Origin of the sequence: Lysinibacillus sp. 54212 (assembly GCF_036662795.1) — a bacterium.
In the GTDB taxonomy this organism is placed as follows: domain Bacteria; phylum Bacillota; class Bacilli; order Bacillales_A; family Planococcaceae; genus Lysinibacillus_B.
The window spans coordinates 1-26,280 of sequence record NZ_JBAFWZ010000037.1 but is presented as its reverse complement, the minus strand read 5'-3'; the positions used below and the strand labels follow the sequence as shown (position 1 = coordinate 26,280).

31 protein-coding genes are annotated in these 26,280 nt (G+C 35.0%); 8 read left to right on the top strand and 23 right to left on the bottom strand.

What is annotated here, in order from left to right; all coding sequences use genetic code 11:
* Nucleotides 1-139: 139 nt before the first annotated feature.
* The 5 genes from V4T18_RS17005 to V4T18_RS16990 all read right to left on the bottom strand — a co-directional run bounded on the left by V4T18_RS17005 (nucleotide 140) and on the right by V4T18_RS16990 (nucleotide 3,031).
* Nucleotides 140-394, bottom strand: a complete 255-nt coding sequence (locus V4T18_RS17005; protein WP_332651454.1) for a hypothetical protein — start codon at nucleotides 392-394, stop codon at nucleotides 140-142.
* Nucleotides 395-458: 64 nt separating this feature from the next.
* Nucleotides 459-1,319, bottom strand: coding sequence for a hypothetical protein (locus V4T18_RS17000; protein WP_332651453.1), 861 nt, complete (start codon nucleotides 1,317-1,319; stop codon nucleotides 459-461).
* Between the two features lie 16 nt (nucleotides 1,320-1,335).
* Nucleotides 1,336-1,470 (bottom strand): hypothetical protein, encoded by a 135-nt coding sequence (locus V4T18_RS16995; RefSeq protein WP_332651452.1) that lies wholly within the window; start codon nucleotides 1,468-1,470, stop codon nucleotides 1,336-1,338.
* A 218-nt stretch (nucleotides 1,471-1,688) separates the two neighbouring features.
* The gene (locus V4T18_RS18385) at nucleotides 1,689-1,940 is read right to left on the bottom strand and encodes a hemoblobin-interacting domain-containing protein (RefSeq protein WP_442916958.1); all 252 of its coding nucleotides are present in this window, start codon (nucleotides 1,938-1,940) and stop codon (nucleotides 1,689-1,691) included.
* 257 nt (nucleotides 1,941-2,197) lie between these two features.
* Entirely contained in the window at nucleotides 2,198-3,031 is an 834-nt protein-coding gene (locus tag V4T18_RS16990) for a siphovirus ReqiPepy6 Gp37-like family protein (RefSeq protein ID WP_442916957.1), read from the bottom strand.
* Nucleotides 3,032-3,087: 56 nt separating this feature from the next.
* On the opposite strand from V4T18_RS16990, the gene V4T18_RS16985 reads away from it, so the two are divergent.
* Nucleotides 3,088-4,254 carry a tyrosine-type recombinase/integrase gene (locus V4T18_RS16985; protein ID WP_332651450.1) on the top strand — a complete coding sequence of 389 codons (1,167 nt, stop codon included), beginning with the start codon at nucleotides 3,088-3,090 and terminating at the stop codon, nucleotides 4,252-4,254.
* A gap of 164 nt (nucleotides 4,255-4,418) precedes the next feature.
* Here V4T18_RS16985 and V4T18_RS16980 read toward each other — a convergent pair whose 3' ends face one another.
* Nucleotides 4,419-5,006 (bottom strand): YpjP family protein, encoded by a 588-nt coding sequence (locus V4T18_RS16980; protein ID WP_332651448.1) that lies wholly within the window; start codon nucleotides 5,004-5,006, stop codon nucleotides 4,419-4,421.
* Nucleotides 5,007-5,387: 381 nt separating this feature from the next.
* On the opposite strand from V4T18_RS16980, the gene V4T18_RS16975 reads away from it, so the two are divergent.
* Complete coding sequence (locus V4T18_RS16975) at nucleotides 5,388-5,921, top strand: NfeD family protein (protein ID WP_332651446.1); 534 nt, start codon at nucleotides 5,388-5,390, stop codon at nucleotides 5,919-5,921.
* Nucleotides 5,922-5,933: 12 nt separating this feature from the next.
* Nucleotides 5,934-7,460, top strand: coding sequence for a flotillin family protein (locus V4T18_RS16970; protein ID WP_332651444.1), 1,527 nt, complete (start codon nucleotides 5,934-5,936; stop codon nucleotides 7,458-7,460).
* A 60-nt stretch (nucleotides 7,461-7,520) separates the two neighbouring features.
* Here V4T18_RS16970 and V4T18_RS16965 read toward each other — a convergent pair whose 3' ends face one another.
* The 6 genes from V4T18_RS16965 to V4T18_RS16940 all read right to left on the bottom strand — a co-directional run bounded on the left by V4T18_RS16965 (nucleotide 7,521) and on the right by V4T18_RS16940 (nucleotide 12,297).
* Nucleotides 7,521-8,666 (bottom strand): hypothetical protein, encoded by a 1,146-nt coding sequence (locus V4T18_RS16965; RefSeq protein WP_332651442.1) that lies wholly within the window; start codon nucleotides 8,664-8,666, stop codon nucleotides 7,521-7,523.
* A complete protein-coding gene (locus V4T18_RS16960) occupies nucleotides 8,659-9,171 on the bottom strand; it encodes a sigma-70 family RNA polymerase sigma factor (RefSeq protein WP_332651440.1) in 513 nt (170 codons plus the stop codon). Before V4T18_RS16960 ends, V4T18_RS16965 begins: the two co-directional genes overlap by 8 nt.
* Before the next feature lie 180 nt (nucleotides 9,172-9,351).
* Nucleotides 9,352-9,813 carry a hypothetical protein gene (locus V4T18_RS16955; RefSeq protein ID WP_332651438.1) on the bottom strand — a complete coding sequence of 154 codons (462 nt, stop codon included), beginning with the start codon at nucleotides 9,811-9,813 and terminating at the stop codon, nucleotides 9,352-9,354.
* Nucleotides 9,814-10,286: 473 nt separating this feature from the next.
* The gene (locus tag V4T18_RS16950; RefSeq protein WP_332651437.1) at nucleotides 10,287-11,072 is read right to left on the bottom strand and encodes a class I SAM-dependent methyltransferase; all 786 of its coding nucleotides are present in this window, start codon (nucleotides 11,070-11,072) and stop codon (nucleotides 10,287-10,289) included.
* Nucleotides 11,060-11,494 (bottom strand): BrxA/BrxB family bacilliredoxin, encoded by a 435-nt coding sequence (locus V4T18_RS16945; protein ID WP_332651435.1) that lies wholly within the window; start codon nucleotides 11,492-11,494, stop codon nucleotides 11,060-11,062. Before V4T18_RS16945 ends, V4T18_RS16950 begins: the two co-directional genes overlap by 13 nt.
* Nucleotides 11,495-12,075: 581 nt before the next feature.
* Nucleotides 12,076-12,297: a hypothetical protein gene (locus V4T18_RS16940; RefSeq protein WP_332651433.1), complete on the bottom strand. Its 222-nt coding sequence runs from the start codon at nucleotides 12,295-12,297 to the stop codon at nucleotides 12,076-12,078.
* Nucleotides 12,298-12,554: 257 nt separating this feature from the next.
* Between V4T18_RS16940 and V4T18_RS16935 the strand changes: the two genes are divergently transcribed.
* Entirely contained in the window at nucleotides 12,555-12,833 is a 279-nt protein-coding gene (locus V4T18_RS16935) for a hypothetical protein (RefSeq protein WP_332651431.1), read from the top strand.
* Between the two features lie 268 nt (nucleotides 12,834-13,101).
* Nucleotides 13,102-13,395, top strand: a complete 294-nt coding sequence (locus V4T18_RS16930; protein WP_332651429.1) for a hypothetical protein — start codon at nucleotides 13,102-13,104, stop codon at nucleotides 13,393-13,395.
* A gap of 71 nt (nucleotides 13,396-13,466) precedes the next feature.
* On the opposite strand, the gene V4T18_RS16925 is transcribed toward V4T18_RS16930, so the two are convergent.
* The 5 genes from V4T18_RS16925 to V4T18_RS16905 form a co-directional block, all read right to left on the bottom strand.
* On the bottom strand, nucleotides 13,467-13,778 hold the full coding sequence (locus tag V4T18_RS16925; RefSeq protein ID WP_332651427.1) for a hypothetical protein: 312 nt from the start codon (nucleotides 13,776-13,778) through the stop codon (nucleotides 13,467-13,469).
* A gap of 352 nt (nucleotides 13,779-14,130) precedes the next feature.
* Nucleotides 14,131-14,502 (bottom strand): hypothetical protein, encoded by a 372-nt coding sequence (locus V4T18_RS16920; RefSeq protein ID WP_332651425.1) that lies wholly within the window; start codon nucleotides 14,500-14,502, stop codon nucleotides 14,131-14,133.
* A gap of 46 nt (nucleotides 14,503-14,548) precedes the next feature.
* Nucleotides 14,549-15,112 (bottom strand): hypothetical protein, encoded by a 564-nt coding sequence (locus V4T18_RS16915; RefSeq protein ID WP_332651423.1) that lies wholly within the window; start codon nucleotides 15,110-15,112, stop codon nucleotides 14,549-14,551.
* 241 nt (nucleotides 15,113-15,353) lie between these two features.
* On the bottom strand, nucleotides 15,354-15,824 hold the full coding sequence (locus V4T18_RS16910; protein WP_332651422.1) for a YjdJ family protein: 471 nt from the start codon (nucleotides 15,822-15,824) through the stop codon (nucleotides 15,354-15,356).
* A 93-nt stretch (nucleotides 15,825-15,917) separates the two neighbouring features.
* On the bottom strand, nucleotides 15,918-16,217 hold the full coding sequence (locus tag V4T18_RS16905) for a hypothetical protein (RefSeq protein ID WP_332651420.1): 300 nt from the start codon (nucleotides 16,215-16,217) through the stop codon (nucleotides 15,918-15,920).
* Nucleotides 16,218-16,323: 106 nt separating this feature from the next.
* Between V4T18_RS16905 and V4T18_RS16900 the strand changes: the two genes are divergently transcribed.
* The gene (locus V4T18_RS16900; protein ID WP_332651418.1) at nucleotides 16,324-16,752 is read left to right on the top strand and encodes a YiaA/YiaB family inner membrane protein; all 429 of its coding nucleotides are present in this window, start codon (nucleotides 16,324-16,326) and stop codon (nucleotides 16,750-16,752) included.
* Between the two features lie 64 nt (nucleotides 16,753-16,816).
* On the opposite strand, the gene V4T18_RS16895 is transcribed toward V4T18_RS16900, so the two are convergent.
* The 4 genes from V4T18_RS16895 to V4T18_RS16880 form a co-directional block, all read right to left on the bottom strand.
* A complete protein-coding gene (locus V4T18_RS16895) occupies nucleotides 16,817-19,675 on the bottom strand; it encodes an ATP-binding protein (RefSeq protein WP_332651416.1) in 2,859 nt (952 codons plus the stop codon).
* On the bottom strand, nucleotides 19,668-20,030 hold the full coding sequence (locus V4T18_RS16890) for a response regulator transcription factor (protein WP_332651415.1): 363 nt from the start codon (nucleotides 20,028-20,030) through the stop codon (nucleotides 19,668-19,670). Before V4T18_RS16890 ends, V4T18_RS16895 begins: the two co-directional genes overlap by 8 nt.
* A 20-nt stretch (nucleotides 20,031-20,050) precedes the next feature.
* Nucleotides 20,051-21,682: a diguanylate cyclase gene (locus V4T18_RS16885; protein ID WP_332651414.1), complete on the bottom strand. Its 1,632-nt coding sequence runs from the start codon at nucleotides 21,680-21,682 to the stop codon at nucleotides 20,051-20,053.
* Nucleotides 21,683-21,885: 203 nt separating this feature from the next.
* Nucleotides 21,886-22,446, bottom strand: coding sequence for a cupin domain-containing protein (locus tag V4T18_RS16880; protein ID WP_332651413.1), 561 nt, complete (start codon nucleotides 22,444-22,446; stop codon nucleotides 21,886-21,888).
* Nucleotides 22,447-22,650: 204 nt separating this feature from the next.
* Between V4T18_RS16880 and V4T18_RS16875 the strand changes: the two genes are divergently transcribed.
* The gene (locus tag V4T18_RS16875) at nucleotides 22,651-23,412 is read left to right on the top strand and encodes an NRDE family protein (protein WP_332651411.1); all 762 of its coding nucleotides are present in this window, start codon (nucleotides 22,651-22,653) and stop codon (nucleotides 23,410-23,412) included.
* A gap of 18 nt (nucleotides 23,413-23,430) precedes the next feature.
* Here the strand turns inward: V4T18_RS16875 and V4T18_RS16870 are convergent, their stop codons facing one another.
* On the bottom strand, nucleotides 23,431-24,306 hold the full coding sequence (locus tag V4T18_RS16870) for a TetR/AcrR family transcriptional regulator (protein WP_332651409.1): 876 nt from the start codon (nucleotides 24,304-24,306) through the stop codon (nucleotides 23,431-23,433).
* A 150-nt stretch (nucleotides 24,307-24,456) separates the two neighbouring features.
* Between V4T18_RS16870 and V4T18_RS16865 the strand changes: the two genes are divergently transcribed.
* Entirely contained in the window at nucleotides 24,457-25,935 is a 1,479-nt protein-coding gene (locus V4T18_RS16865; protein ID WP_332651407.1) for a DHA2 family efflux MFS transporter permease subunit, read from the top strand.
* Nucleotides 25,936-26,032: 97 nt separating this feature from the next.
* On the opposite strand, the gene V4T18_RS16860 is transcribed toward V4T18_RS16865, so the two are convergent.
* A partial coding sequence (locus V4T18_RS16860; RefSeq protein ID WP_332651405.1) for a hypothetical protein occupies nucleotides 26,033-26,280 on the bottom strand: 248 nt, incomplete at its 5' end.

The following is a 26,280-nucleotide window of genomic DNA, read 5'->3' as shown; positions in this document are numbered from 1 at the left end:
ACTGATAAATGCTACTTTGTTTTCCATGCCCTCGCTCCTTTTCTGCCCATAAAAATAGCACTGCTCGGCACAGTGCATTGCTTGATGTAATGTAAAAGCACCCTCAATTAAGGGTGCTGGATTGTAAATATTTTAAATATCAAATTGTATTTAAAAAATTTATTTCGACTGGACTCATTAATGCCATATAATCTCTTAACAATTGATCTTTTATAATTCCGATGAGCCAATCATTTTGCTCAATATACTTTTTTGATGTTTCTATCCATTCCTCTATCTCAGGAAGTAATGAGTTTTGTGATCCAACAATAAAGTTTTTCGTGTCATTATTTAACTGAATTAGGCCATTTAACTGTTGAAATAAATAATCCTTACTTTCAATATTAATTACCATAATACCTCTCCCTTCAATCTACTGATTTCGACAACAGGGAAGTATTCACCTTTAATTTTTATAATTAGTTTGAAATTTTTTTATTGTATCTATCAACAGCTTCTACAAAATAAAAAATGCAATCAACTATGGTTTGATAAGCTAATAAAGCTTCTTCTTTAGTAGCTGTTTTTTTGGTTCCATGTGCAATTTGATTTCGCCATTCAAGTACTCTCTTGCTCCAATCTGGCCACTGTTTACATGACTTTAGTTTGGCACCATACAAATTACACATTAGAGGATTTACCTTTTGATACATATCTGTTGCTTTTAATAATCTATAAACACTATCTTCATCCAATCCCCTATTTAAATATTCTGCAGTTAAAGTTTTATCTACGTAAGTTTCAAATGCAATTTCAGAAAGCATAATACTTGTTAAAAAGTCATTAGATAGATAATGATCATATGCATATGATAAAAAATGTAACCAAGGTTCTTCGTAATCATCTGTTTTTGCATTAACCAATAGCATTACACTCGATTCATTTCCAACCTGACTAGAATCTGAGCCATTAGGTAAAGAAGTGAAAATTTGAAAGTTATTTTTTGATATTTCTGTAACTCCTGCAAGAAACGGACCGAAAGGAAATAGTTGAATCTTGTATACTTTCGATACATTCTCAGGAAGTTCAAAAGTATACGTATACCCTATTCTAATTTTTATATTATCAATAATCATGTCATTTGCTAAGAATGGATTCGGTATAATATTCTCTTCAGCCTTTAGACCATTTTTAATACCTTCGTATACAGTAAATTCATTACCACATTCGGGATCTTGACATTTAATTATTCCCTTTTCAAAGTCCTCTTCTGTAATAGACCATGCTCTTGAGCAAGCATTACACTTTAATGAAAAAGCAACTAGTTTAGAATGTTCCATATTTCCCCCTAAAATTCTATACTTCAATTTCTAGTTCATTACCGCAATTGGAACAAACTAGATAAAGTGATTGAAATGGGTAATTCCCCATTACTGAAGTAGTTAGTTTTGAATCATCGTCCTCTTTTTTATAATCTTCATTAAGAGTCATCATCTCATTACATTCTAGACAAGTAATACAAAATCCTTTTTTCATTTTCATCATCCTTTTTAAGATTATATCATTAGGGGAAATATACAGAAAAAAACACCTTACTCGGTGCTATTATTTTTATGCTATTTAATTCATTTCATACTTACTCAACAAAATCAAACTGTTGTCCAAAAGTAAAGAACGCCCAAATGAGCGCTCTTTTAAAAGTTATTCTTTTACTGCACTTTTACTGTCACGATTGTGTCCGCGTATCCTGTTGCTTTAATAGTCCACACCCATGTACCACTTAGTCCATAACTACCCCTACTAATGCCTTGAAGGTACCTCAATAATCCAGAGATGTTTCTATCGATGTCGTTTAACCTCTCCATATTATTATCTCTAGAGTTTGTAAAACTTATTGATGTAATATTGCTTCTCCACTGTGGATCATCTAAGAACGTGAATTCAATACGACTTCCTAATATGACAATTTTATTACTATTGATATTCTTACCTATCTCTAAATGTATAGGTCCTGTTGTAATGCTATTCTCGTCTTATCCATCTTTATCTCTCTGTTTTATAACGAGCCTACACCGCACAGGCGACTTTCATCGCATACGGCGTGCCGTCAGCGATACTTCAAAACTTATTTCCCATTTATGAATTTAACATGCGAAGGTTAAAGTTAAGTTAAATACTGAAATTTTTTCAATAAAAATAACGCTAGCTTATGCTGCGTTTACTTCTGTAATTCTTTTTTAATGCCCGCCATCTCATTTTTTATTTTGCTAATAAGAGTTGGCCTGTCGTTATCAAATGTTAGTTCAACATCTGTCTTACCTGGTTCAACGACTTCTTTTACAGAGGTAATACGCGCATCCATTTCGATACCCCAACCTTTATTTTGTTGGGTTACTATATCTCCTAAAAAATAGTCTCGCTCAAATTTCAAGTTTCGACTTTGCAACGCTTGCCCTTCGCAATAAACCGTTTGAGTACATTCGTTCAACTTCTCTTCTCCGCGTTTTTCTAAATCTGCGATAACGTCTGCATCCGGTCTTTGAGTAGGGTTATCGCCTTCTGTTTCCTCACTTACATCCCTTGCATCGACAAATAATTCGTAGCGATCACGACCAACTGCATTTCCTACAGTAACTATTCTTCGTTCAATACCTTCGCCTTGCCCAGCAACTATAGCGACATTTTTATAATCTATTTTGCTCTCTGCATAGCTCATAGATTTGAGCGTTTCAAATTCCGTACTAAATTTGGCAGGTGGTACGATTAATTGATTAGCCGAACGGTCAACGCCCTGCGTTACTACAAAGAGGAACTGTTTGTTAGGTATATCTAAAATGATATCCCAACCAATGCCATCATTAATGCCAAGTGTCGAAAGTTTATCTGCCAAACCATCAAAACGTGCATTTACTGTTTGCATACTGCCTCGGTTTAAATTTGGTGACAATACCATACCAGGATATTTACGTCCGATATCAGTTGGATTAATCAACTCAGTATTCACGTAATGTCGCATGACAGATTCAGTTGAGCCTTCAACGCTATTGTGCATGAAGCCATCAGGTGGGAGTATAGCTCTTTATTCTTATTTGGGAAGGATTGAGTTGTATGGCGCGTGTTAAAATGACCAAAATAAAACTAGATTCAGTATATTGGTATAAACAAAATGGCAAAAAGAAATTTGCCTATCGCTACAAATTTTACGATAAATTTGGAAAGCCTCGTGAAAAATCTAAGCAAGGTTTTGATTCGATTGAAAAAGCCGAGAGAGCTCTAATTGAATTAAAGGCAAATGTATTGGATGGGAATGAAAGCTTTGTAGAAAATGATAATATAACCGTGCAACAATTGCACGAACTATATATTCAATCGACAAGAGCTACTTGGAAACCCACATCCGAAAGAAATCATTGCTTCGTAATGGAAAATTATATTTTACCAAATATAGGTCAGTACAAAGCCAAAAATATTAATAATATCATTATTCAAAATGAAGTATTCAATGAATTAATTGAAAAAGAATTTAAAACTGGCTCGTTAATGTCAATATATCAACGCCTAAATGCTGTCTTTTCGTTTGCAGTAAAAAATGAACTTTTACCAAGAAAAAAATTTACAACACCTAATTTAAAAAGTGCAAAAGAATCTGTAAAAAGACATGCCTTTTCAATCGAAGAAATGGAATTCATTTTAGAAACTTTACGAACAAAGTATAAAATTACTCATTATACTACTGTTGCTTTACTATTTTTAACTGGCATGCGAATTGGAGAGTTGCGAGCACTTACTTGGAGCGACATTGATTTTAATGAGAGTGTTATTCATATTAACAAGACAAAGGATCGATATGGTGCTCGTAATCCAAAAACAACAAATAGTTATAGGGAGTTCCCTATGAATAATAGCATTATTCAATTACTGACAAATTATAAAGAATGGCATGATGATAAAATGAAAAGTTATTCATTTAGAAATCCTGATAATCATGTGTTTGTAAATTATGCTGGGAATCCTATAGGAGAAAATTTTTTGATAAGGATCTTAAATTTATTATGCGAACGTGAAGGCCTCCCCTACTTCACCCCGCACTATCTTCGCCATACATTTGTAACGATTCAATTATTAAACAATGTCCCAGTAACAACGGTAGCTACATTAATTGGAGATACTCCTGATACTGTTCATAAAGTATACGCTCATTCGCTACCCAAAAATGAAAGAGATGCTTCTTTAAAAATGGATGAACTGATTAATTTAGAATCCTTCGATTTATAAATTTGTTCAATTTGGGGTACTTTTTGGGGTACTCGTTTAAAATCGGTATTTTTATGAATGAATCTCAAAAAAACGAACTAATATCACACTAAGCAAGAATGCAGTAATACCAACGATTTAAACATAAAAAAACACTCGTTATTATTTACGAGTGTTCATTTAAATTAACTTAACCACTTCGGCGGAGTGTTTTTGCTCCAATAAATATCGCCCAAAGTATTATGCCCTGTAAAGTTGTCTTCTTTCGTATGGTAATGGAAATTATAATAGTAGCCTTCCCCAGGTCGGTTTTCCGTACGGACATGGAAGCGAATTACATCCTCGTTGTTGTGAGTATTTTTAATATGGAAAATTTTTTCTGAATAATTCCCACTAGGCTTTTCAGAAATTGTTAGTGATTTTAGTGTTGAGTCATCTAAACGGGCAATTGTCATGTCTATTGCCTCTTCTATCCTAGGTAAAATACGTGAATCAAACTCATCCGTAATCTTCGGTCCTATTCGTGTACCAAACTTTATGTATGCTTGCTCTCTAGCTGCCATCTTAATTGACTCTGTAACTTCTATTTCTTCTTCTATATAAATATCATCTAACTGAACGGCTGAGGATAGATCATTGCTACTCGGTTCATGGGCTCGTAACTTATTTTTGTCAGCATCAAGTCCATCCCATATTTCATGATTAGGTGTAATAATTCCAAACGTTAATAGGGCAACTGCTATTACTAATCCTTTTTGTAACCATTTTTTCATAATATTCCACCACCAGTTTATATACATATTTCTATTTAAGCTCTATACTAAATATACGTATAGTAAAGAAAAAGGTTTCATCCATTTTCTTATCACTGTACAATACGAATAAGAAAATGTGTTGTTATTTAAAGGAGGTTACAAATAATGAGCACGATTGCAGTAGGTTTAGGTTTATTTTTAATGTTAGGCTATTTAACTTCATTATGCTTCACTGATTAATTCAAAAAATCGCTCAGATGTTGGGCGATTTTTTTATTGCTAAGAAATTATCCCCTTATAATGAAACCCAAAATAAACCCCTAAATTTTTCACAATTTATGAAACTTATTACATAAAACTCCGTATATAAATTAAATACATATACGAGGGGGTGTAAAAATGTTATTTGGTTTTCCGCTTGCGACGATTTACTTGACCGTTTTAATCGTCATTGGACTTTGCACTATATTATATTTGTTCTTCTCTGACCTAACTGATGGTGTTGCTGAAGGTATTCCATTTTTTGATCCAGCCGTCATTTTAGCTTTTATATCGATAACAGCAGCTGGAGGCTATCTTTTAGAAACTTTTACAACGATCTCTCATTTTATTAATTTTTTATTAGCTGCAGTTGCCTCTTCTATTCTTTCAGCACTACTTTATTATTTCTTACTTGTACCTATGCGAACTGCTGAGGTGTCACTTGCATATACAGATGAATCACTTGCAGGTCAAACTGGGAAAGTGATTGTTCCAATTCCTATCGATGGTTTTGGCGAAATAATTATTGAATCGATAAACGGTGTCATTTCAAAGCGTGCAGCAAGCTTCGACCAAACGGAAATCCCGTACGATCAGGAAGTTTTAATAATTGAAATAAAGGAAGGTACCGTCTATGTCACTGCATATGAAAGTGCCTGGCCTACAAATTAAGGGGGAAATTAAATGATAGGTGTGCTTATTCCAATTGGTATTGTCGTATTTATAATCCTTGCTATGATCGCAGTTTATGTTGCAAAATATCGTACTGCTGGACCAGATGAGGCTTTAATCGTTACAGGTAGCTATTTAGGCTCGAAAAATGTCCATACAGATGAATCTGGTAACAGAATTAAAATCATTCGTGGGGGTGGTGCTTTCGTATTCCCAGTATTCCAACAAGCAGAGCCGTTAAGCTTACTTTCTAGTAAATTAGAAGTAACAACACCTGAAGTTTATACAGAACAAGGCGTCCCTGTTATGGCAGATGGGATTGCTATCATTAAAATTGGCGGATCTATTTCTGAAATTGCAACAGCTGCAGAGCAATTTTTAGGAAAAGAAAAGCATGAGCGTGAAGGTGAAGCTCGTGAAGTTTTAGAAGGTCACTTACGTTCTATTTTAGGCTCGATGACAGTTGAGGAAATTTATAAAAACCGTGATAAATTCTCACAGGAAGTTCAACGTGTGGCTACACAAGACTTAGCAAAGATGGGATTAATTATCGTATCGTTTACGATTAAAGATGTACGTGATAAAAATGGATATTTAGATTCACTTGGTAAGCCTCGTATTGCACAAGTAAAACGTGATGCTGATATTGCTACAGCTGAAGCTGATAAGGAAACTCGTATTAAACGTGCACAGGCTGATCAAGAGGCACAAAAAGCAGAGCTAGCACGTGCAACTGAAATTGCAGAAGCTGAAAAAGATAATCAATTAAAGGTAGCAGAATATCGCCGTGAGCAAGAAATGGCGAAAGCCCGAGCTGACCAAGCGTATGAGCTAGAGTCGGCAAAAGCAAAGCAGGAAGTAACCGAGCAAGAAATGCAAGTTAAGATTATTGAACGTCAAAAGCAAATTGAATTAGAAGAAAAAGAAATTCTACGTCGTGAGAAACAATATGATTCTGAGGTTAAGAAAAAGGCTGATGCAGACCGTTATGCAATTGAACAAAATGCAGAGGCGCAAAAACGGAAAGAGCTTGCACATGCTGATGCAGAAAAGTACCGTATTGAAGCACTTGCTAAAGCAGAGGCGGAAAAGGTTCGCTTAGATGGTGTAGCAAAAGCAGATTCAGAGCGAGCTCAAGGGGAAACAGAAGCTGACATTATCCGTCTAAAAGGTTTGGCAGAGGCAGAAGCGAAAGAAAAAATCGCAGAGGCATTCGAGCAATTTGGTCAAGCAGCTATTCTAGATATGGTCATCCGTATGTTACCAGAATACGCGAAAGAAGTGGCCAGCCCATTAGCGAATATTGATAAAATTACAGTAGTAGATACAGGCAGTGGTACTGGCGGTGGAGCTAATAAAGTAACATCATACGCTACTGATTTAATGTCATCTCTACAAGAAACGCTAAAAGCATCATCTGGAATAGATGTAAAGGATCTTATTGAAACATATGTAGGTAAAAATTCTACAGAAGCATCCCCAACAATAGGTCATACTGTTTATTCAAATGCACAGGTTGAGGAATTAGTGGAAAAATAACATAAATAGTAAAATGCTGTGTTTTGTAGTCCCCTACTCAACACAGCATTTCTTCTATGTTTATTCAAATCGTATTAAGTACATGGCACGATCTTGCCCTTCACCATTAACTATTAATGTTCCCTGCTCCGTAAAGCGAGGTTTCACTAAACGTTCTTTAATGTTAGATAAAGTAGATGTTCGTTTTAACTTACCCTCGTTAAGTTCAAACAATTGTACTGTATTACTTTCCCCCTGTCGTACAGCAACCGCAAAATGCTCGCCATCTGTTGCATAATCATCAACGCCAACATCAATTTTCAGAGCTCGAAATTGATCTGTTTCTATATCAAGTTCACCAATTACAGATGACTGCATATCCTCATCGCTCCACAATAAACCGAAAACTTTATTACCCTTTAACAAAATATTTTCAGCACTTTCATAAGGGAAAATAAAATCCCCTAAATGCTGTGTTGTTGCAAAATTATGGATGCTCACTTTTGTACTAATTTGTCCATCCAAATCAACCCTTTCAGAAATCGCAATGTGATTCCCCTCTATAGCCGGGCGACTATTGCTGCCCTCTTCAAATTCTCGTAAGATTTCAGATTGACCCGTTTTCAAATTCGTGGTCGTATAATTATTGACTGCATTTCCAGAATCACTTTGATTCCGCAATGTCATATAAATAATTGTATCCCCTTGTAATTCAATACCATATAGATAATCTGTTTCTAATACATTAAGTTCTTGAGTATGACGATTAAGTACATGTATTTTATCAATATTGTCCACTGGCTGTGCCCACACGAGCCAATTTTCTGACACTCCATAATCGAATATACGTCCAGCCTCTGCTGTATCCACTATTAATGATTGTTGTTTATTTGCAACATCAAACGCATAAAATCCTGAAGCTGTGTTGTATACAAATTCATTTGTTTCCTCGACATAGGTTGATGTTATGAGTGATTCATAAGGAACATTAGGGATAACGACCTTCTCAATAGTAAATTCTTGTTTATTGAATAACGCCTGTTTCACATATGGCCCTACTAAAAAAATAACTAACATCAAAGTAATAGCAGCAATTACTGCTGGCATTCTCTGTTGGTTTCGGTGCTTTTTTTGCACTGGCATTTGCATATTCTTTCTAGTACTCTCAACAATCCTTCTTTTATGCTCAGAAGTATCTTGTAAGGGGGTTAATCGATAATTAGTCATGTAAAAGTACCTCCCATTCTTCTTTTACAAGCTTTTGCTTTAATAAGTCTTTGCCACTTTTGATCCGAGACTTTACAGTGCTTTCAGGGGCTTCAAGTAGTACTGAAATTTCTTTTACTGATAAGCTTTCTAGATAATAATAAACAATTGCCTCACGCTTTTTTAATGGCAGCGATAGGATTGCCATATCTAGAAGATTCAGCTCTTCCTTTTGTACTAATCTATCCTTATGTATCATTTTTTCTTTCTGCAAGATTTTCTCCGTAAATTGCAATTTTCGATAAGTCCAGCTTTTCAAATAATCCTTACAGGCATTGGCGGTCATACGTGATAAATACGCTCTTAGCTCTCCTTTTTCCTCATAATTTGAATGATAAAATTTCATGAAAACATCCTGGACAATGTCTTCCGCTAAATAGGGATCTTTCACATAATAATAAGCAATGCGATACAATAAATCTGTATGTTCATCCATCGCTTTCTCCATGAATTGCGAAGATTTCAACTGAATCTCCCCTCCTCTCAATACATAAACGATGCTATAAAGAAAAAAGACGATAACTTTTACAAATAAATTTGCGCTATATCTTTCTTCAATAAAAAAAGCCGTTTATCTTTGATTTCTCATTACGATAAACGGCATTTTTTACGGTTATGCAGTTAATAAAAATAGAACGCAGGCTATTTACATTTCAATCAAATAACTTAACTGATCAGTCATTTCTTCTGAAACTGTATAAATGGTATGCGATTCCTCTGTTTTCATTAATGTACTTTTCATGCCTTTTTCACCAAGCCATAAATTAAATGTACTTTCTTTTCCATCTGTAAACGTAACATTCACTCTATACTCTGGGCTAACCATATCTACAATACCGGGCTGTTTTTCAGCATGTACAATGATATTATTAACACTACCGAGATTATTATCCTCATTAAATACAATTTTGTTATTATCTTGTAAATTTAAAATAGTAACCAGTGAAATTTCGCCATCTAATATAATATTGTCGTTTCCTACTGATTGCTGATACGTTTTGGCTATAGGTTCAGTCTGTTGTTCGAGTTTAGTTGCATAGGATTGACACCCCGATAAAACAACAGATATAAAAGTCATCATAACAACAACATACATTGTTTTTCTCATATTCTTACACCTCCAAACTTATCGTCAAATTAGTCGTTTTAACACGGGTTAAGTTACATTTTACGATTAATAATTATTTCTAACTTTACAAGAATTCGACTAATTATAGAATCTATTATATTTAATCTTAGTGGACATCTACGAAAAACGTTCCATAAATTGGACAAGGGACATCTTCTTTTCGAAGATGCCCCTTTAGCATTTGTAGATAGAATATAAATAAATTTTCATGTCTCAACCCGATCATCCGGGGAATTTTATATTTATTAGAAGCCGTGCTTCATTTTTAACCGCGGTAAAATTCCACTATAACTTTCTAACTTAAGCAACGTAGTCCCTACCTGCTACTACGTCCTTGCAGCCCTATAGCATGCGCCAGTGTGAATAAGTATCCTCAAAAATTCACTAGCAGAATGCCAATTTACTTACAAGCTATCTAAAAATAACATAATTGCATTTTACCATACATTAACTTAAATTTCAATCACACCATAATGGAACTTTGCTGATAAACGAATGTCTCTTATAAAATTGAAGCGTTGAAACCACTCTGATTTATAATGTGCCTTTAACACGACTCGCTTTTTAGCCACTCGAACCGCTTCGTTTACCCATTCTTCGGTTAATGAATAATGATCTCCAGCACTACGCAACGCTTCAAAATTATTTGATTCCTCGATAACTTCCTCAAACATCGGATCTAAATAAACGACATCGAATGAGTTGTCTGGCTGGCGTTTTAAATAATCTACAGCTTTCATTGTAACAACGTCAATTGTTCGCATACATTCTGTTAATGGCAGCTCTGTCGTATCATAGGTTTTCATCCCATGTAGAACGATAAAGGCGACATTCGGATTAGCTTCTAGACCGACTACTCGACCTGTCTCCCCCACACTAAAAGAGGCTAGCATACTATCCGACCCGATCCCTAATGTACAATCTAAAAACCAATCACCCTTTTGTAAATCACAAGCTTGTAACATCGGGTCCCCCTCTCCTCTTGCCACTCGCTTTAACCGAAAAGCAGCGGAATTAGGATGAAAAAAGAAAGGCACCACGGCACCTTTCGGATAATACTCGTATCGATTTTTACCTGCAACAATGATATGAGCGTCGTATTCACTTGCCATTTTAGAAACAGAGCGCTTTTTACGAGGCTCAAAGCGAATACCTAATTCATGGCATGCAGACTGGACTAGCTGCTCTGACTTCTCATCAGGTCTACCCGCTGTCGTAACAATTGTTAGCTCTCGCATACTTGCTTTAGAACACCGACAATATGCTCTTTAATTTGCTCCATTGGGAAGCCCTCAATATTCTCACGTGGAATAAAATAAGCTAGTTCGCCATCTTTTAAAATGGCCATTGATGGTGAGCTTGGTGGTACATCTTCAAAAAATCCACGCATCACTGCCGTTGCCTCAGGATCCTGTCCGGCAAAAACAGTCACTAAGTGATCTGGCTGTACTTCCTGAATCGCCTCACGTGCAGCTGGTCGTGCTAACCCTGCCGCGCAACCACAAACAGAGTTTATTACTACAAGTGAAACACCCTTTGCTGTTGCCATAAATTCATTTACTTCATCTGCTGTCGTTAACTGATTAAAACCTGCATCCACAAGCTCCTGGCGCATCGGCATCGTCACTTGACGCATATATTCATCGTAAGCGTTTGTCATAATTCCAACCTCTTTCATATATATTCACAAAGCCAATTATAACAAGGTTTCTGCCAGTTGTACAAAGATTGGATTTTGCATTAACTCTAAATATCCAATCTATGAGAATTCATTTTCAGACTTAAAAATCAAAACGTTTAACCTATCAATTCACTTTAAACCTTCACGCAAAACGATACTCATTAAAACATTTTCCAATGTGACCGCCATTGTAAATAAAACGGTCATTTCGTGTCAATTACATGGTGATGACGTTATAAATAAATTGGTTCGCGTTTGTTGATTGAAGTGGTGCCAGCGTAAGTGCATCTGTCGGCTAAGCTTTTCGATGCATAAATAATCGGTTCCTTTCACTGGGGAACCAATTATTTTCCTTCGGGATTAGTGTCTAGAGATGAACGAAGGCTAAAACGGTCAAGTCCTGTGACAATTTATCTGAGCGAAAGCAAAGCGACAGCGGCAAAGTACTCCCTGTAACAAAACATCTGTTGTCCTTTGGCGCAACGGAAATCAACCCCAAGTTGTGGTGAAGATCCATATTATATATAAGGAAAGAAATCATTTCGAATGCTTTCATCGAATTATTTTTTCATTAGCAAAGCACTTAAAAATCGGTAACAGTGGTCCAGCTCAGCAAAGCCTTCGTGTAGGAAGTCATTTTCTATTTCGTAAAATTTATCAGTTTTTCTTATAACATGTTTTCCCAACTTCAATTCTTCATTATCCTTTAGTACTTGTAGCTTACAATAAATTGGATCATGTTGAATTCCAAGAATCTCATACATATTCAAATTATCAAGCATTTTCTCACACTCCATTTGAATGCAATTATTGGTCGATTAACTTTGCTTCATTAAGATTGCCAACAGTTGATTCTTTTTGCTTTATCCATCCTTTAATAATTCGACAAGAAAATGGAGAGTACCTTTAAAATTAGAGAAATGGACCGTAAATGATTTCATAGGAAGGAAAATTATCCAAAATTAAATTAGAAAGAAGCCTGCTTCATTATGGAATGTACTATTTTGATTTTTCATACTGTAAGTACGGAGGGATATGAATGAAAGAAAAGGATTATAAAGATCAGTTTCTAAACCAAATTGACGCTCAAGAAGATTTCCCTGAAAAATTAGCGGTGATTGCTAGTGTCATTACAACCCTAGGTGATGCCATTGCTACCATGGCTGCAATGGCTGCCTTACAGCAAGCACAAAGCAATCAAAATTCATCTAATATATCTACTGATATTCAAAGTGAACATTCTAAAAGGCTAGATAGTATGCAAAAGCAAATAGATTACTTATTAAAAAAAATAGAACGAATAGAACGAAAAAGGTAGAAAAAATTAGTTTTCTTACTAGTATTGCTTATTAGAGCAGTATTTCCCTATATGGCTAAAGAGCTTCTCCTAAATCACACCACTGCAACTATGATTTTTTCACACTAACTTTCGCCCCTTTGCCTTCTTCTTTCATTAAGGTTCTATCTCATAGAGTAAGCGGCTTCAATCGAAACATAGTACCATTATAATACGTGGTACCTACACAACATTGGAATAAAAGCATAAGATGAGATGGATACATTTTTTTATTGGGGGGCAGCTCATAGTGAATAATAGAAACTTCGGTCCGAACAAAGCAAATGCAAATACAAATCAAAACAATCAGGGTACACAAATAAGTATTAGTGCTGGAAAACTTGATGTCATTGCATCGGCTATTATTACATTAGGAGAAGCTCTTGCAACAATTGCAGCAGGCCTTGCATTAGAAGAGGAACAGCAAGCACAGGCCCAAGCTCAATTGTACGCTGAATATGATAAGAGTGATATGAAACAACTAAAAAAACAAATGGATTACTTAATACGTGAAATTGAGCACATAAAAAAAAAGCTAAAATAATAAGTCTTAGTACATTTTAAAAAATATTTGTCTAATAAGAAACTCGAACTTCATCCTAAGTGAAATTCGAGTTAATAATTGTCATCTTCTATTTGTACTTCGATAGCGTAATTGGACATACCTGCCTTTTGAATATGCTTTTCAAAGTACTTTCGTACATTTTCTTTCTGTCGGCTATCCGAAATTTGAATAGATAATACCTTTTCATCTTTACTTACACCCATTGCGCTAACAGAATAATTTTTATTCGCATACTCAAATATAGTTGGATCATCAAAAAGCACTGAAGCTCCTTTTGAACTATTTGCGGAGTGATTTATACTAAAAATCATCACCAAAATGAAAGCGCTAACAATCAGACAACTGTAGCCTATTATTTTCATTACTAGTGCCTCCTTTTATTATGAGCATGAAATTTCAAAAAAATGAAAAACAACCTTTCAATCTTATTAATATTTTAACAATTCTGTACTATATACTACAAGTGAAAAATACTAATCTTTTAATATTTTTTGTATAATTTAGATTTTCATGCTAACAACCTTAAAATTTTATAGGGATTTTGTGTAAATTTCCGAGCTTTTATGTGGTCCGAGAAGCCGATTCAGTCGCTACATAGGACCTACTCAAATCAACTAGCCTTGAAGATAATTCGTTATCCTCGATTTCTAGTCACGAACATACATTTCCTAACCATTCGTGTGGAATGTCGGAATCTATTTAGTATTAAATCTATCATTTCTGTATATTTTTTTCTTCAATAACTTTTGTCATACTATCAATGATAAAGAATAACGTTACATAAACAAGAGAAATCAATAGAGCCGTTAAAAGCAGACCATCCATTTTTAGTGAAAAAATAATAGCACACAGTACGCCAAAGCATAAATGAATACCAAATGACCATCCGATATGTCTTCTGCCAGTGTATGATTCAATAACTATCGAGGATAGAATGCCTATAAAGAATAGTACTGGTACTGCCATTGTACTTACAGCCAATCCAATTAAAAAATAGGTTCCACTCTCTTCATATAAAAAAACGGGTACAATAAAGAAAGCAATTAAAGTCGTTAACACAGCCGCAAATAACTTTCGACTAAGCATTTCTATCCCCCCTCGTATATACTCTTACACATATTTTTACTGCTACTTACTCAACCACTTCAAAAATAACACGAGCCTCTAGCTGATATTTTCTACCTGACTGTCCTTCTATTTCGAAATCGGTTCTCCCATTTATTTCATATTGACCGATTGGAAAGTGATCTGATGCCATTTCTTTCAATTCTTCCTCACTATAGGGATTCCCTCCCATACTTTCTTGATATGTTACACCTGAGAAATGATAAGGCTGAATAATTGCCTCTCCTTTTGTCATCGTCGTTCTGATATACGGTTCATTCATAAAAGCGCCGAACCTATAATTCTTTGTAAAATTCGTTGTACTCAGCCAAATCCAAGAGGCAGCATGACCGATTGTTATAGACTCCTTATCACCTTCGAATATAAGCTCAGCTCGAATAGAAAGCTTTTCTCCAACCTTGTATTGTTCCTTATCACTTACTAATCGAAGTGTAAACGGGGATTCTTCTACTTCTTGAGCGGAGATATTTTCTACTTTCGTTTTATCTGGAATTGATGAACCCACATCCTTCTCTATTCCCCCACATGCTGCCAGAAAAAGTATAAGCAGTAATAAACCATACCGTTTCATGTAAGTTCTCCCTCCGTAAAATATTTTTTTAATTTTAAGTGATTATTTCCATTGTACACTTTGCTATGATTTTCAGTAACATTTTACAGTTATCGAATTATTGCCTTTACACATATTTTATGATGCTATGTATAGGTTGGGTAACTGTATGTATAGCATTGGAGAATCCGCCTTTATGGAAAACATGGAGTTTACAAAACGAAGTATGGACAAGCTCCTTCTTTTTCTAGGTAAAGGCCTTCTATTCATTAATGTGTCGGCTTTTTCGTTTTTTCAAAATTACGTATACCGAACAGAAAAAGATAATACCTAATAACGTTGCTAATAATAATAGTCTTCCTCCGTTTGTTGATGTGTTCGCAACAACTAGGGCTAGACAAATTAACATCATACAACATAAAAACGTAACGATCGTTGCTACGGAATGATTAAATTTCTTTAGCATTACAATAAGCAGGAACATTATGTATAAGAGAGTAATGAGCATGATCATTGGAAAAAGTGGTTGAAACTTTGCAGCATACACAAAATAATCTAACGCAAAAATCTCTTTCCCAGTAACAACTTCAATTTCAAAAAAACTAGAGAATGGGGTTGAATATTTCCATTCATAAGAATGCTCAATAATTGCACTCCCCTCATACCAAGCGACCAGCATTGAAAAAACAAATAGAATGCTCGCTACAATTAATTGAACAATGTATTTATACATTGAGATACCCCCCTTCAATTTATCCTTTCATTCACAGACGCGATTGACGCCCGGAAGTTCCAAATATTTACTAAGCTACCGGGGTGTATGACATTATTTATGAACTAACTCAATGAAATGCTCCGTCAGTTCTTCTGAAATCGAATAAATTGATTCTGTATTATTCGTTTTCATTATTGTGCTTTTTTGTCCTTTTTCGTTTAACCACAAATGAAAATTTTGTGTTTGACCATTTTCATACTCGATTTTTATATCAAACTCAGGTTCGGCAACATCCACAAAGCCTGCAACTTTTTCGGCGTTTGTGATCACATTTTGAAATACTTGGAGCGAGGCCTTATCTTCATATTTATACTTAGTCTCTACATATTCTTGTAATTCATTAGCGTTCACTCTCTCTTTACGTAATGTGCAATTTTTTTACTAGCCATCCTGTTTACGATTAAAATTATTACATTTTCAAAAAGTAACATATTGTATAACAAAAGGAGTGTGCATGATGCAGCAAAAGGAATTTTTCGTTTTAAGCTGGGCTGGGTTTCTTGTATCGTTTGGCTTTGTGTTAATTAGTATTTGGAATAATGACGACTGGATGCTTGTAGAGCGTGGATTTTATACGATTTGCTTAGGCTGGCTCACATATTCAGCCTTTGCACTTGTGAATGTGCTAAGTAATCGACGAGAAGGTGGAAAAACAGGGATTGAGTTTGTATTTCTTACTTGGCTGTCATTTATAGCTGCCTTTGCTATCGGTATGATTTCAGTGTATAACACCGAATGGGTTCTTTTAGAAAAAGGCTTTTATTGGATGGGACTATTATTCTGTACATTTACTACGATCACTTTAGCAAAAGAAATTCGAGGGCGTCAGTCATCTCTTACACAAAGAGACGATGATGTAGATGATGGACTCTCTTCAATCAAGTAGATTTATTATATATGAAGATAAAAAAAACGGCCTACCTATTTTACCGAAAATAGGTAGGCTCATCTTATTCACTAGCTGTTTGATTTTGCAAAACCTTATTACCTAAGCTTTCTTTTGAATGAACAAAACTTAGGAGCGTTTTTGAGAGCTCTTCAGAATGATATGGTTTTGTAAAATACTTATCAATGTTATATTTTTCTACCTTTTCTTTAGACTCATCTAAAGCTGACGAAATGATAATGGGAATCGAACTAGTTTTTTCGGATTCTCTTAATAATTCTACTAGTTCCCAGCCTTTAAGCTCATCTGCAAGAATTAAATCGACTACAATTCCTACAAGCGGTGTTTGAAGCGCTTCTTCAAATGCTCGCTCTGGATCATCATGATAAATAACTGTGAACCCTTTACTTTTTAGTTCTTCTGATAGTAGGAGGGCTATACTTAAGTCATCTTCTACTAGCATCACATTTAACCCATCATCATGGATGTGTCTATTCACTTCAACTAGTGTTTGATTTGAAGGCGTATGATATAAAGGTAAAGTAAAATAAACCGTTGTTCCTTTACCCTCTTCTGACTCAAGCCAAATATCTCCACCATGTTTAGATACGATTTCTTTACAAATAGCGAGACCTAGGCCGGTACCACCAATTTTACGTCTTGAACTATTATCAATTCGCTTAAACTTTTGGAACAGCATAGGTATCTCATTTTGAGGTATACCAATTCCCTGATCCTTCACACTTATTCGAATGCTTTCTTGAACATTCTCTAGTGTAATAGTCACTTCTCCACCATTTGGAGAGAACTTGATTGCATTACCGATAAGGTTAATTAACAATTGCACAATTCTTTCCTGGTCTGCCGTAACTTTAACATATTGTGCACTATCAACTAAGTATACACGATGATTTTTTTCATGACGGAAGCTGTTTACTATTTCAATCGCCAGCTCATCTATAGAAATTTGCTGCATATTATATGACTGCCTACCAGATTCCATTCTTTGTAAGTCTAAAAAATCATTGATAAGATTTGTTAGACGAATGGCTTCTTTATGAATGGTTTCAATATATTTCTTTTGACGTTCAGGCTTTAATTCCTTTTTCAATAGAAGCTCTGTAAATCCTAAAACACTAGACAGTGGTGTACGAAGCTCATGACTCACAGTACTTACTAATTCAGATTTCATTTGATCAACTTCATATTCCCTAGTAATATCCCGATGAACAAACATTGTTCCCTTCTTTTCTCTACCTTCATACACACTTGTTGCATATACTTCAATAAAAGCGGTTGTAGGATCAGAAATGGAATATCGAATGGTTCTAGTATCCTTAAAGTCTTCTAAAATAGCATTTTTAAAGAAGTAGGATAACTGCTCAGGCTGATCCGTAATGGACTGAAAATGCTTAAGCCACATTCCTTGTGCTGACTTTTGCTGCTCCATATTATTTGGACAACGAATAATATCAGACAGAGCTTTATTAATTAGGACAACCTCTCCAGTAGTAGATACAAACTGAATTCCTTCATTTACTGTATCAATAATATTTTGATTTAGCTTTCTGGATCGCTCCACTTCTTCATACATAAGAATACGTTCAAACGCAATAGATACGCGATTCAGTAAGCCGTTAATATCCTCAATTTCTTGCTTTGAAAATTTATAGCCTTCCCTTGTGGCCATCATAACGGCAACTAAACGCCCTTCGGAATTTAATACCGAAGAATATAAGTCATACGAAAAATACGTTTGCTGTGCAATATTTTGTGATGTTGGTAAAACTTCACGCATTATGACAAATGACTTTTCTTCCACAAGTCGGGCTTGTTTATTATTATCAAAATTGTTTATAAGCAACTCCGCTGATTCCTTTGTCATCCCTTTTGATACATATAACGGCCCTTCTAATAAATAAAAGATACTCGTATCAAATTCATATATATCACTGAAATATTTATGAATATCTTCTAATAATAGCTGCTTATCTAACGTAAAGGACAACACATGATTTAGTTGATTAAATTTTTCTAATCTATTAAGAGATTGCTGTAATTGATACTGATTTCCTTGTAATTCATCCTGTTGTGCTGTTAGCTCTTCATTTTGAGTCGTTAATACTTCTTCCTTTTCTTGAATAGACATCGTCATTTGATTGAAGGAGTCTGCTAAAATTCCTAGCTCATCCTCTTTCTGAACAAGGTTACCAAGATCGATAAAACGACCTGAAGCAATTGCTTTCGTTGCTGCTGTCAAACGCTCAATTGGTTGAATTAAATTTAATAATACTCTTCGCATAACGATTCCAACAAAAAGCAGGACTAAACCACCTAACAGAAGCGAAATTAACGTAAATTGCTGCGCCTGATCTATTGTTTTTGAAAATAAGTCTTTTAAAGCAGTATCCGTCTGCTGTTTATACGATTTTGTATAGGATACAAATTTATTTACAAGCTCATTTGTTCCACTACTTGACAGCTTCCTTAAAGCCGCATAATCATTCGCTTCAACATAGCTAATTGCTTCAGGTAGTGTGACATCCTTGTAGTTTTCATGGAACGCAACTAAATCATGATAAATCGTTTGCTCCTCATTTGTTAATGGTAGTTCAGAAAATTCACCTAAAAGCAATTCAAATTGCTCCAAATCCTTGTATAGGAGCTTCAACTCCTCATCTTCTAGAAATGCATAATAGCCTCTCGCTCGAAAGAATATTCCATTAAAGCTTTCTTCAAGTCCATCCACTATACGAGCTTTTTCACTAACTTCTTCTCGTTCTATTTTCAAGCTTTCATTACTATTTTTAACATACAGAAAGAAAATAATGACAATCACTAAAAATATAATAGTCAATGAGAGTAACATTTTCACAAATTGATTTCTAATATTTTTCTTAAGTAAAGGGAAGGGCTTATACATTTAAAATCTCCTCGACTAGCCCCATTAGTTCAACTGGGCTAAATGGCTTTGCCATAAAATAATTCGCACCCTTTTCTAACACTGTTTGTCGATCTGCTTCTTGAGCTTTTGCTGTTAACATTAGGATAGGAGTTACTTCTTTCACTTCACTTGGAAGCCGCTCTATTACTTCAACTCCAGTTAAATTCGGCATCATATAATCTAAAATAATTAAATCATAGTTTTGTTGATTAATTTTCTGAAGCGCCTCTAAGCCATCCTCTGCTTCATCAATAGCGTAATTGAAATCTTCTAATGTATCACAAATAAGCATACGCAATATTTCTTCATCATCAACTACTAATATCCTTTTCATGATAACGACTCCATTCTATATTAGTTAAATAAACGATTAATTAGATGAACAATTCTATTTGATACATCCGCAATATTAAATGGTTTAACAATATAATCGTTTGCCCCATTTTCTAAAGCCTCTATCACATGCTCTTCTCCTTTTCGACCAGTTAACATCGACACTATTACTTCCTTTGATGAATAATTTTCCCTTATTTTTTTCAGTACTTCTATACCGTCCATTTTTGGCATAATGCCATCTAGTAAAATGATATGTTTGTTTTCTTTAGAATACCAATTAGAATTTAAGAAGCTAATCCCATCGCTATAAGCTGCAACTTCAATTTCATAGTGATCATTAGAATGCCAATCTTCAAAATAACTCGTAATTAAATTTCGGATAATAAACACATCATCAATGACGATCAATTTAATTTTCAAGCGCTTTTTAATAACTTCTTTATTGCTATCAAACATAATCGTCCTATTTCTGCCAGATTGTTTTGCTTCGTATAGCGCCTGATCCGCTTCTTCCAAAATTTTCTTAGGGTGAAGATTGTTAGACGTTGCTTCAACTACTCCAGCAGAAAATGTTACCTTAAAATTAGAGCCATTACCATTAAATTGCTTCTGCTCCATTAATTTGCGAAGTCTTTCCATTATCATATAGCCTTCATCCGCAGTTGTATGCGGCATTAAAAGAACAAATTCTTCTCCGCCGTAACGACAGAAAATATCTTGCTCACGTTTTGAATTTACTACGAGTGAGGCAAACCCTTTTAATACCTCGTCCCCTACTAAATGACCATATGTATCATTTACTTTTTTGAAAAAATCTAAATCTGCAATCGCAACAGAGAAATGCTCATTATTTCGAATATTCAACTGTATTAGCTTTTGCAGCTGAGAATCTAAAAATCTTCTATTATATACTTGTGTTAATTCATCAATAATAATTGAATGCTCTAATTCCTTTTTATACGCTAAACGGTTTGAAACATAGGAAATTAAAATTTCTTGATCAATCGGTTTAGGGATAAAATCTAGAGCCCCCAAGTCATATGCTCGTTTTCGATTTTCTTTACAATCATTAACACTCATTACAGCGACAAACATACGTTCAATGTTTATTTTTCTTATATTTTCTAAAATTGAAAAACCATTTGAATCTGGAAGCATAATATCTAAAAATACAATGGACGGCTTTAGCTCGTATATTTGTTCTAAACCACGCTTTCCATTATGTGCAACGATCACAGAGTATCCTTGCTTTTCTAACACATTTTTTATGTATGAAATAAAAATCATATCATCATCTATAACTAAAATAAAATCTCTCTCAGTACTTATAGTAGCAGCGACTGTACTCTGGTCTTCTATTGGTTGTACATCTAAATTAGTATGATAAAAGCTAGTTACTTCAATTATTGGAGATAGATAGTTTTTCCAATCATCCTTGCTCCACTGCTTATCACTGTTTTCTGTTAATGCCTCAATTTTCTCACTAGCAATTGTAGATAATTCATTTAAACCAATTGAACCAGCTGTTCCTTTTAAACTATGAAGAAAACTATAAATGTCATGCTCGATAGTCAAATCGGACTCTTCCCATTTTTGAAAAGTATCGTTCATGCGTTTATAAATCATTTGTTGATATTTTTCTATATCCATTATCTATCTCTCCAGTCATAATTTACTTCATACTTATAGTATACTTATCTTACTCATAAAGCTAGAGCTTAAAATGTAGAAAATATTATATTCAAGTGCGTTCCTATTAATCGTATCCGATAAAAATGGGCTATTCCCATGATTTATAGAAACGACAAAAAAGCCACCTATCGCAAAGGATAGGTAAGCTCATTATTTTATAATTAATCATGATATTCATGTATTGCATCATTTTTTGTATTATGCACAGTACCAAACGGGTGTTGTGGTGGAGCATAGATTGAATACAATTTTAACGGGATATGCCCTGTATTCGTTAAGTTATGCCATGTGCTGGCTGGTATTAGAACGGCATCATCTTCATTCACCTTCTTGACGTAGTCCAGGTCTTCCTTACGTTCTCCCATTCTCACAATCCCCTGCCCTTGTTCAATCCGTACAAATTGATCAAGATGTGGGTGAATTTCTAGTCCAATATCTTCCCCTGGCTGAATGCTCATTAATGTCACCTGTAAGTACTTTCCTGTCCATAATGCTGTACGAAACGTATTATTTTGCTCTGTTGCTTTTTCAATGTTAATTACTAATGGTTTTGGTCCATAATCTGTTAACACAATTGGATTACTCTCCATTGTAGCTTGGGACTGTGTTGGATAAGCCATTACAGACCCATAATCAAACTGATTTCCATAGTTATACGTTGGTATATACATATAGTAAGGATTTGGGTATGTGTATACATACGGCCATGGCGTATAGTACATGTTCCTCACTCCCTCGTTCATTTCTAAAATTAGCCTATGCTTCGAGAGGTGGAAGCATTCTAAAAAATAAATAGCCTATGTATAAAATTCAACCAATTTGCGACCAAGGGATGCTATATTATTATAAGAATCTCCTTAAATTGAATCAGTTTCATATTTTCATCAATTGCCTATAAACAGTTTCAACAGAAGGGTTGTGAAAGAATGTGTATCCTTGTTTTTCAATATAATAGTCATCCAAAATATAAATTAATTGTCGCTGCAAATCGTGATGAATTTTATCATCGCCCTACAGCACCTGCTCACTTTTGGGAGGAGGAACCTCATATTTTAGCCGGGAAGGATCTACAGAAAGGTGGGACATGGTTAGGGGTTAATAAGGATGGGCGCTTTGTGGCGATTACGAATTATCGTGATCCGAAACTAGCCCTGTACGGTGAATACTCAAGAGGAAATATTGCCACCCGCTTTTTAAAATCCAATCAATCCTCTAAGGAATTTATTGAAGAACTAATCAATAATAAGCATAAGTATGGACCGTTCAACATTTTAGCATTTGATGGACAATCCCTTTTACACTACAATAATTATTTTAAAGAATCGTCCTTTATTCAGGAAGGTGTTCATTGTTTATGTAATGCAACCATTAATACACCATGGCCGAAAGTAACAACATTAACTCAAAACTTTAAAACGCTTATGAAGTATCCTAATTTTGAGCAAAAACAGCTATTTCAGCTTATGCTTAACAGAACGATGGCACAGGATGATCTTCTTCCTTCCACAGGTGTCCCTTTGGAGCTTGAACGTGAGCTATCACCTATTTTTGTAAGGCGTGAAGGTTATGGTACCCGCTGCTCAACAGTTGTTCTAATAGATGATGAAAAAATTCAATTTACCGAAAGAACATTTACTAACGGTGAGTACTTGTATGAAAGAAATTTCACTTTCCCTATAAATAAATAAGAGCGAATTTCCTCGCTCTTACTTGTGTTTCATATAATACCAAACCATGCTAGAAACTTCCTTTGCACTTCTTATAAAAGGAGTCGATTTGAATTCATTTATAAAGGCCTGCAATAACGCATTTGTAACCGATTCACGTGGCTCCTCTAGCTCCATTTCATATTTAATTGCATCAATAATATCCTTTTGGGCTTTTGTAAAATCTGAATTAGCACTAAACTTATCAATTTGCTGAAGTAAATCCTTTTTCTCTATATGATGCTTGTTTATCGATGCCCTAAAAACCGTGATATTCTGATAATCGAGTATAGGATTTTGTCCATGAATCATCATTTCAACGATTACCTTCATATAGTTCATGATGGATGTTGCTACATTTTTCATTTCTAAAGTATTTTGATGAATAAGCTTGCTCATAAATACGATATGCTGCATCATTCCGGCAAATAGTACAGCTGCTTCGAAGGCATTTTCTCTAAGTTCCTCACCAAATACCTCTGTTAAGCGCTCTGCAAGCCAATCGAGCTCAAGCACACGATATTTTAGTACAACTTTTTTTAACTCCATATCGCCAGAGTGTAAAATTTCCTCAAATACAACATCTAATCCAAGATTACGATTTATTGACGAAATGACTGTAATTTGTTCAATTAAAATGTCAATGTCCTGCGAGTTTTTCCCAATCATTAGCTCCGCACGTGTTAAAGCTGCATCATAACGGGCTTGCTCTAAGACCCCTTCAACGCACTCATTTTTAGATGAGAAATAATTATAAAATGTTCCTTTTGAAATACCTGCTCGTTCAATAATATCTTGGATTGAAGTTTGCTGAAGACCCTTCTCTACAAATAGTGATAAAGCGTGATCTACCACCATTTTTTTTCTTTTATTCATAGTACCCCCCGAACTTAATTCTTACAGTTAAGTATACATAAATTACTCCTTTTCGCAACAAGTTTGGACTATGTATACTTTTTTGTTGAAAAAAATGGACCGTTAGTATAAAATCGTTCAAGTAGACTTTTAAGAATAAGGAGATAACAGATGGATAAAGACACAATACAGAAAAAAACGCCTTATTTAATGATGGGTATATTATTTTTCGGGGCATTTGTTTCATTTTTAAATAACTCTCTATTAAATGTTGCACTGCCTTCAATTATGATTGATTTGAACATAAAAGAGTATTCAACTGTACAATGGTTAGTAACCGGCTATATGCTTGTTGCCGGAATACTAGTTCCAGCCTCTGCATTTTTGATAACTCGATTTAAAAATAGAACTATTTTTATTGCAGCTATGGCTATCTTCACATTAGGTACGATATTAGCTGCCTTCGCTCCTAATTTTGGCTTCCTTTTAGCAGGACGAATGATTCAAGCAGCAGGGTCGTCCGTTATGGGGCCGTTATTAATGAATGTTATGCTCATTAGCTTTTCACGTGAAAAACGAGGGGCAGCTATGGGTGTTTTCGGCTTAGTGATGATTACAGCACCAGCAATTGGCCCTACTTTATCTGGTTATATTGTGGAGTACTATGACTGGCGATTACTGTTTGAAATGATTATTCCATTTGCGGTGATTAGTTTAGTGTTAGCTATTTGGAAGCTTGAAAATGTGATGGAAACAAGAGAATCTTCACTTGATTATTTATCAGTTATTCTATCAACGATTGGTTTTGGTGGATTATTATATGGATTTAGTTCGGCTAGCTCGGATGGCTGGACAGATGGAATAGTGTTAAGTACGATTATTATCGGTGCCATTGCACTCGTGCTTTTTATCGCCCGCCAATTAACAATGGAACAGCCTTTATTGAATTTAGAAGTATATAAATACCCGTTATTCGCACTAGCATCTGTTATTTCCGTAGTCGTTTCAGTTGCTATGTTCTCAGGGATGATATTAACACCTGCATATGTTCAAAGTGTGCGTGGTATTTCTCCATCCGATTCAGGGCTAATGATGTTACCCGGAGCTATTGTAATGGCCATCATGTCGCCAATAACTGGGAAGCTGTTTGATAAATTTGGACCGAGAGTATTAGCAATTATCGGTTTATCTATTACTGCCTATACAACTTATTTGCTTGGTCATTTACAAATCGACTCTTCATACGGCTATATTATTACAATCTATACTGTTCGTATGTTCGGTATGTCGATGGTAATGATGCCGATTATGACAAACGGGTTAAACCAATTACCGACGCGTCTAAACCCGCATGGAACTGCGATTAACAATACGATTCAGCAAGTAGCTGGCGCATTAGGTACAGCTGTTTTTGTTACAATAATGAATACGGTTGCTCTAAATAAAGGGAAAGATTTGATGGCTGGAATTGACCCAGCTATGTTAACTGAAGCGAAAATAAACGAAATAAAGCAGCTGGCCTTGCTTGATGGGATTCAATTTACTTTCCTTATTGCAACAGGTGTGACGGTTGTTGCATTAATACTTTCGCTATTCTTAAAACGTGCTAATTTAAGTCCAGAAACTCTTGCAAAGCTAGAGAAAGAATAAGTATTTTTTTTCAAGAGAAGCTACTTTTCATAGGAAAGTCGTATATTTTTAAGAATTCACGATCGATCGATGTCCCCTGATATAAGGTACCATTTCTTTATTTAGGAAATGGTGCCTTTAAGTTTTTTGTCATGCATTTTTCTATAGATAATGAAAATCTATTTAAAACAATCCTTAAGAAGCCGTTGATTTCCTTAGCGGAGTGGTCGAGCTTGCCGATTTCTAAACAACTAATAAGCACTTTGTTTACAGTATGAAAGAGGCTGAGACAAAACCCGAAAACACCATTCTTCTCAACGAAAAATGGTGTTTTCTTAGTATGGAGAAAATTGATTTCCGTTCCGG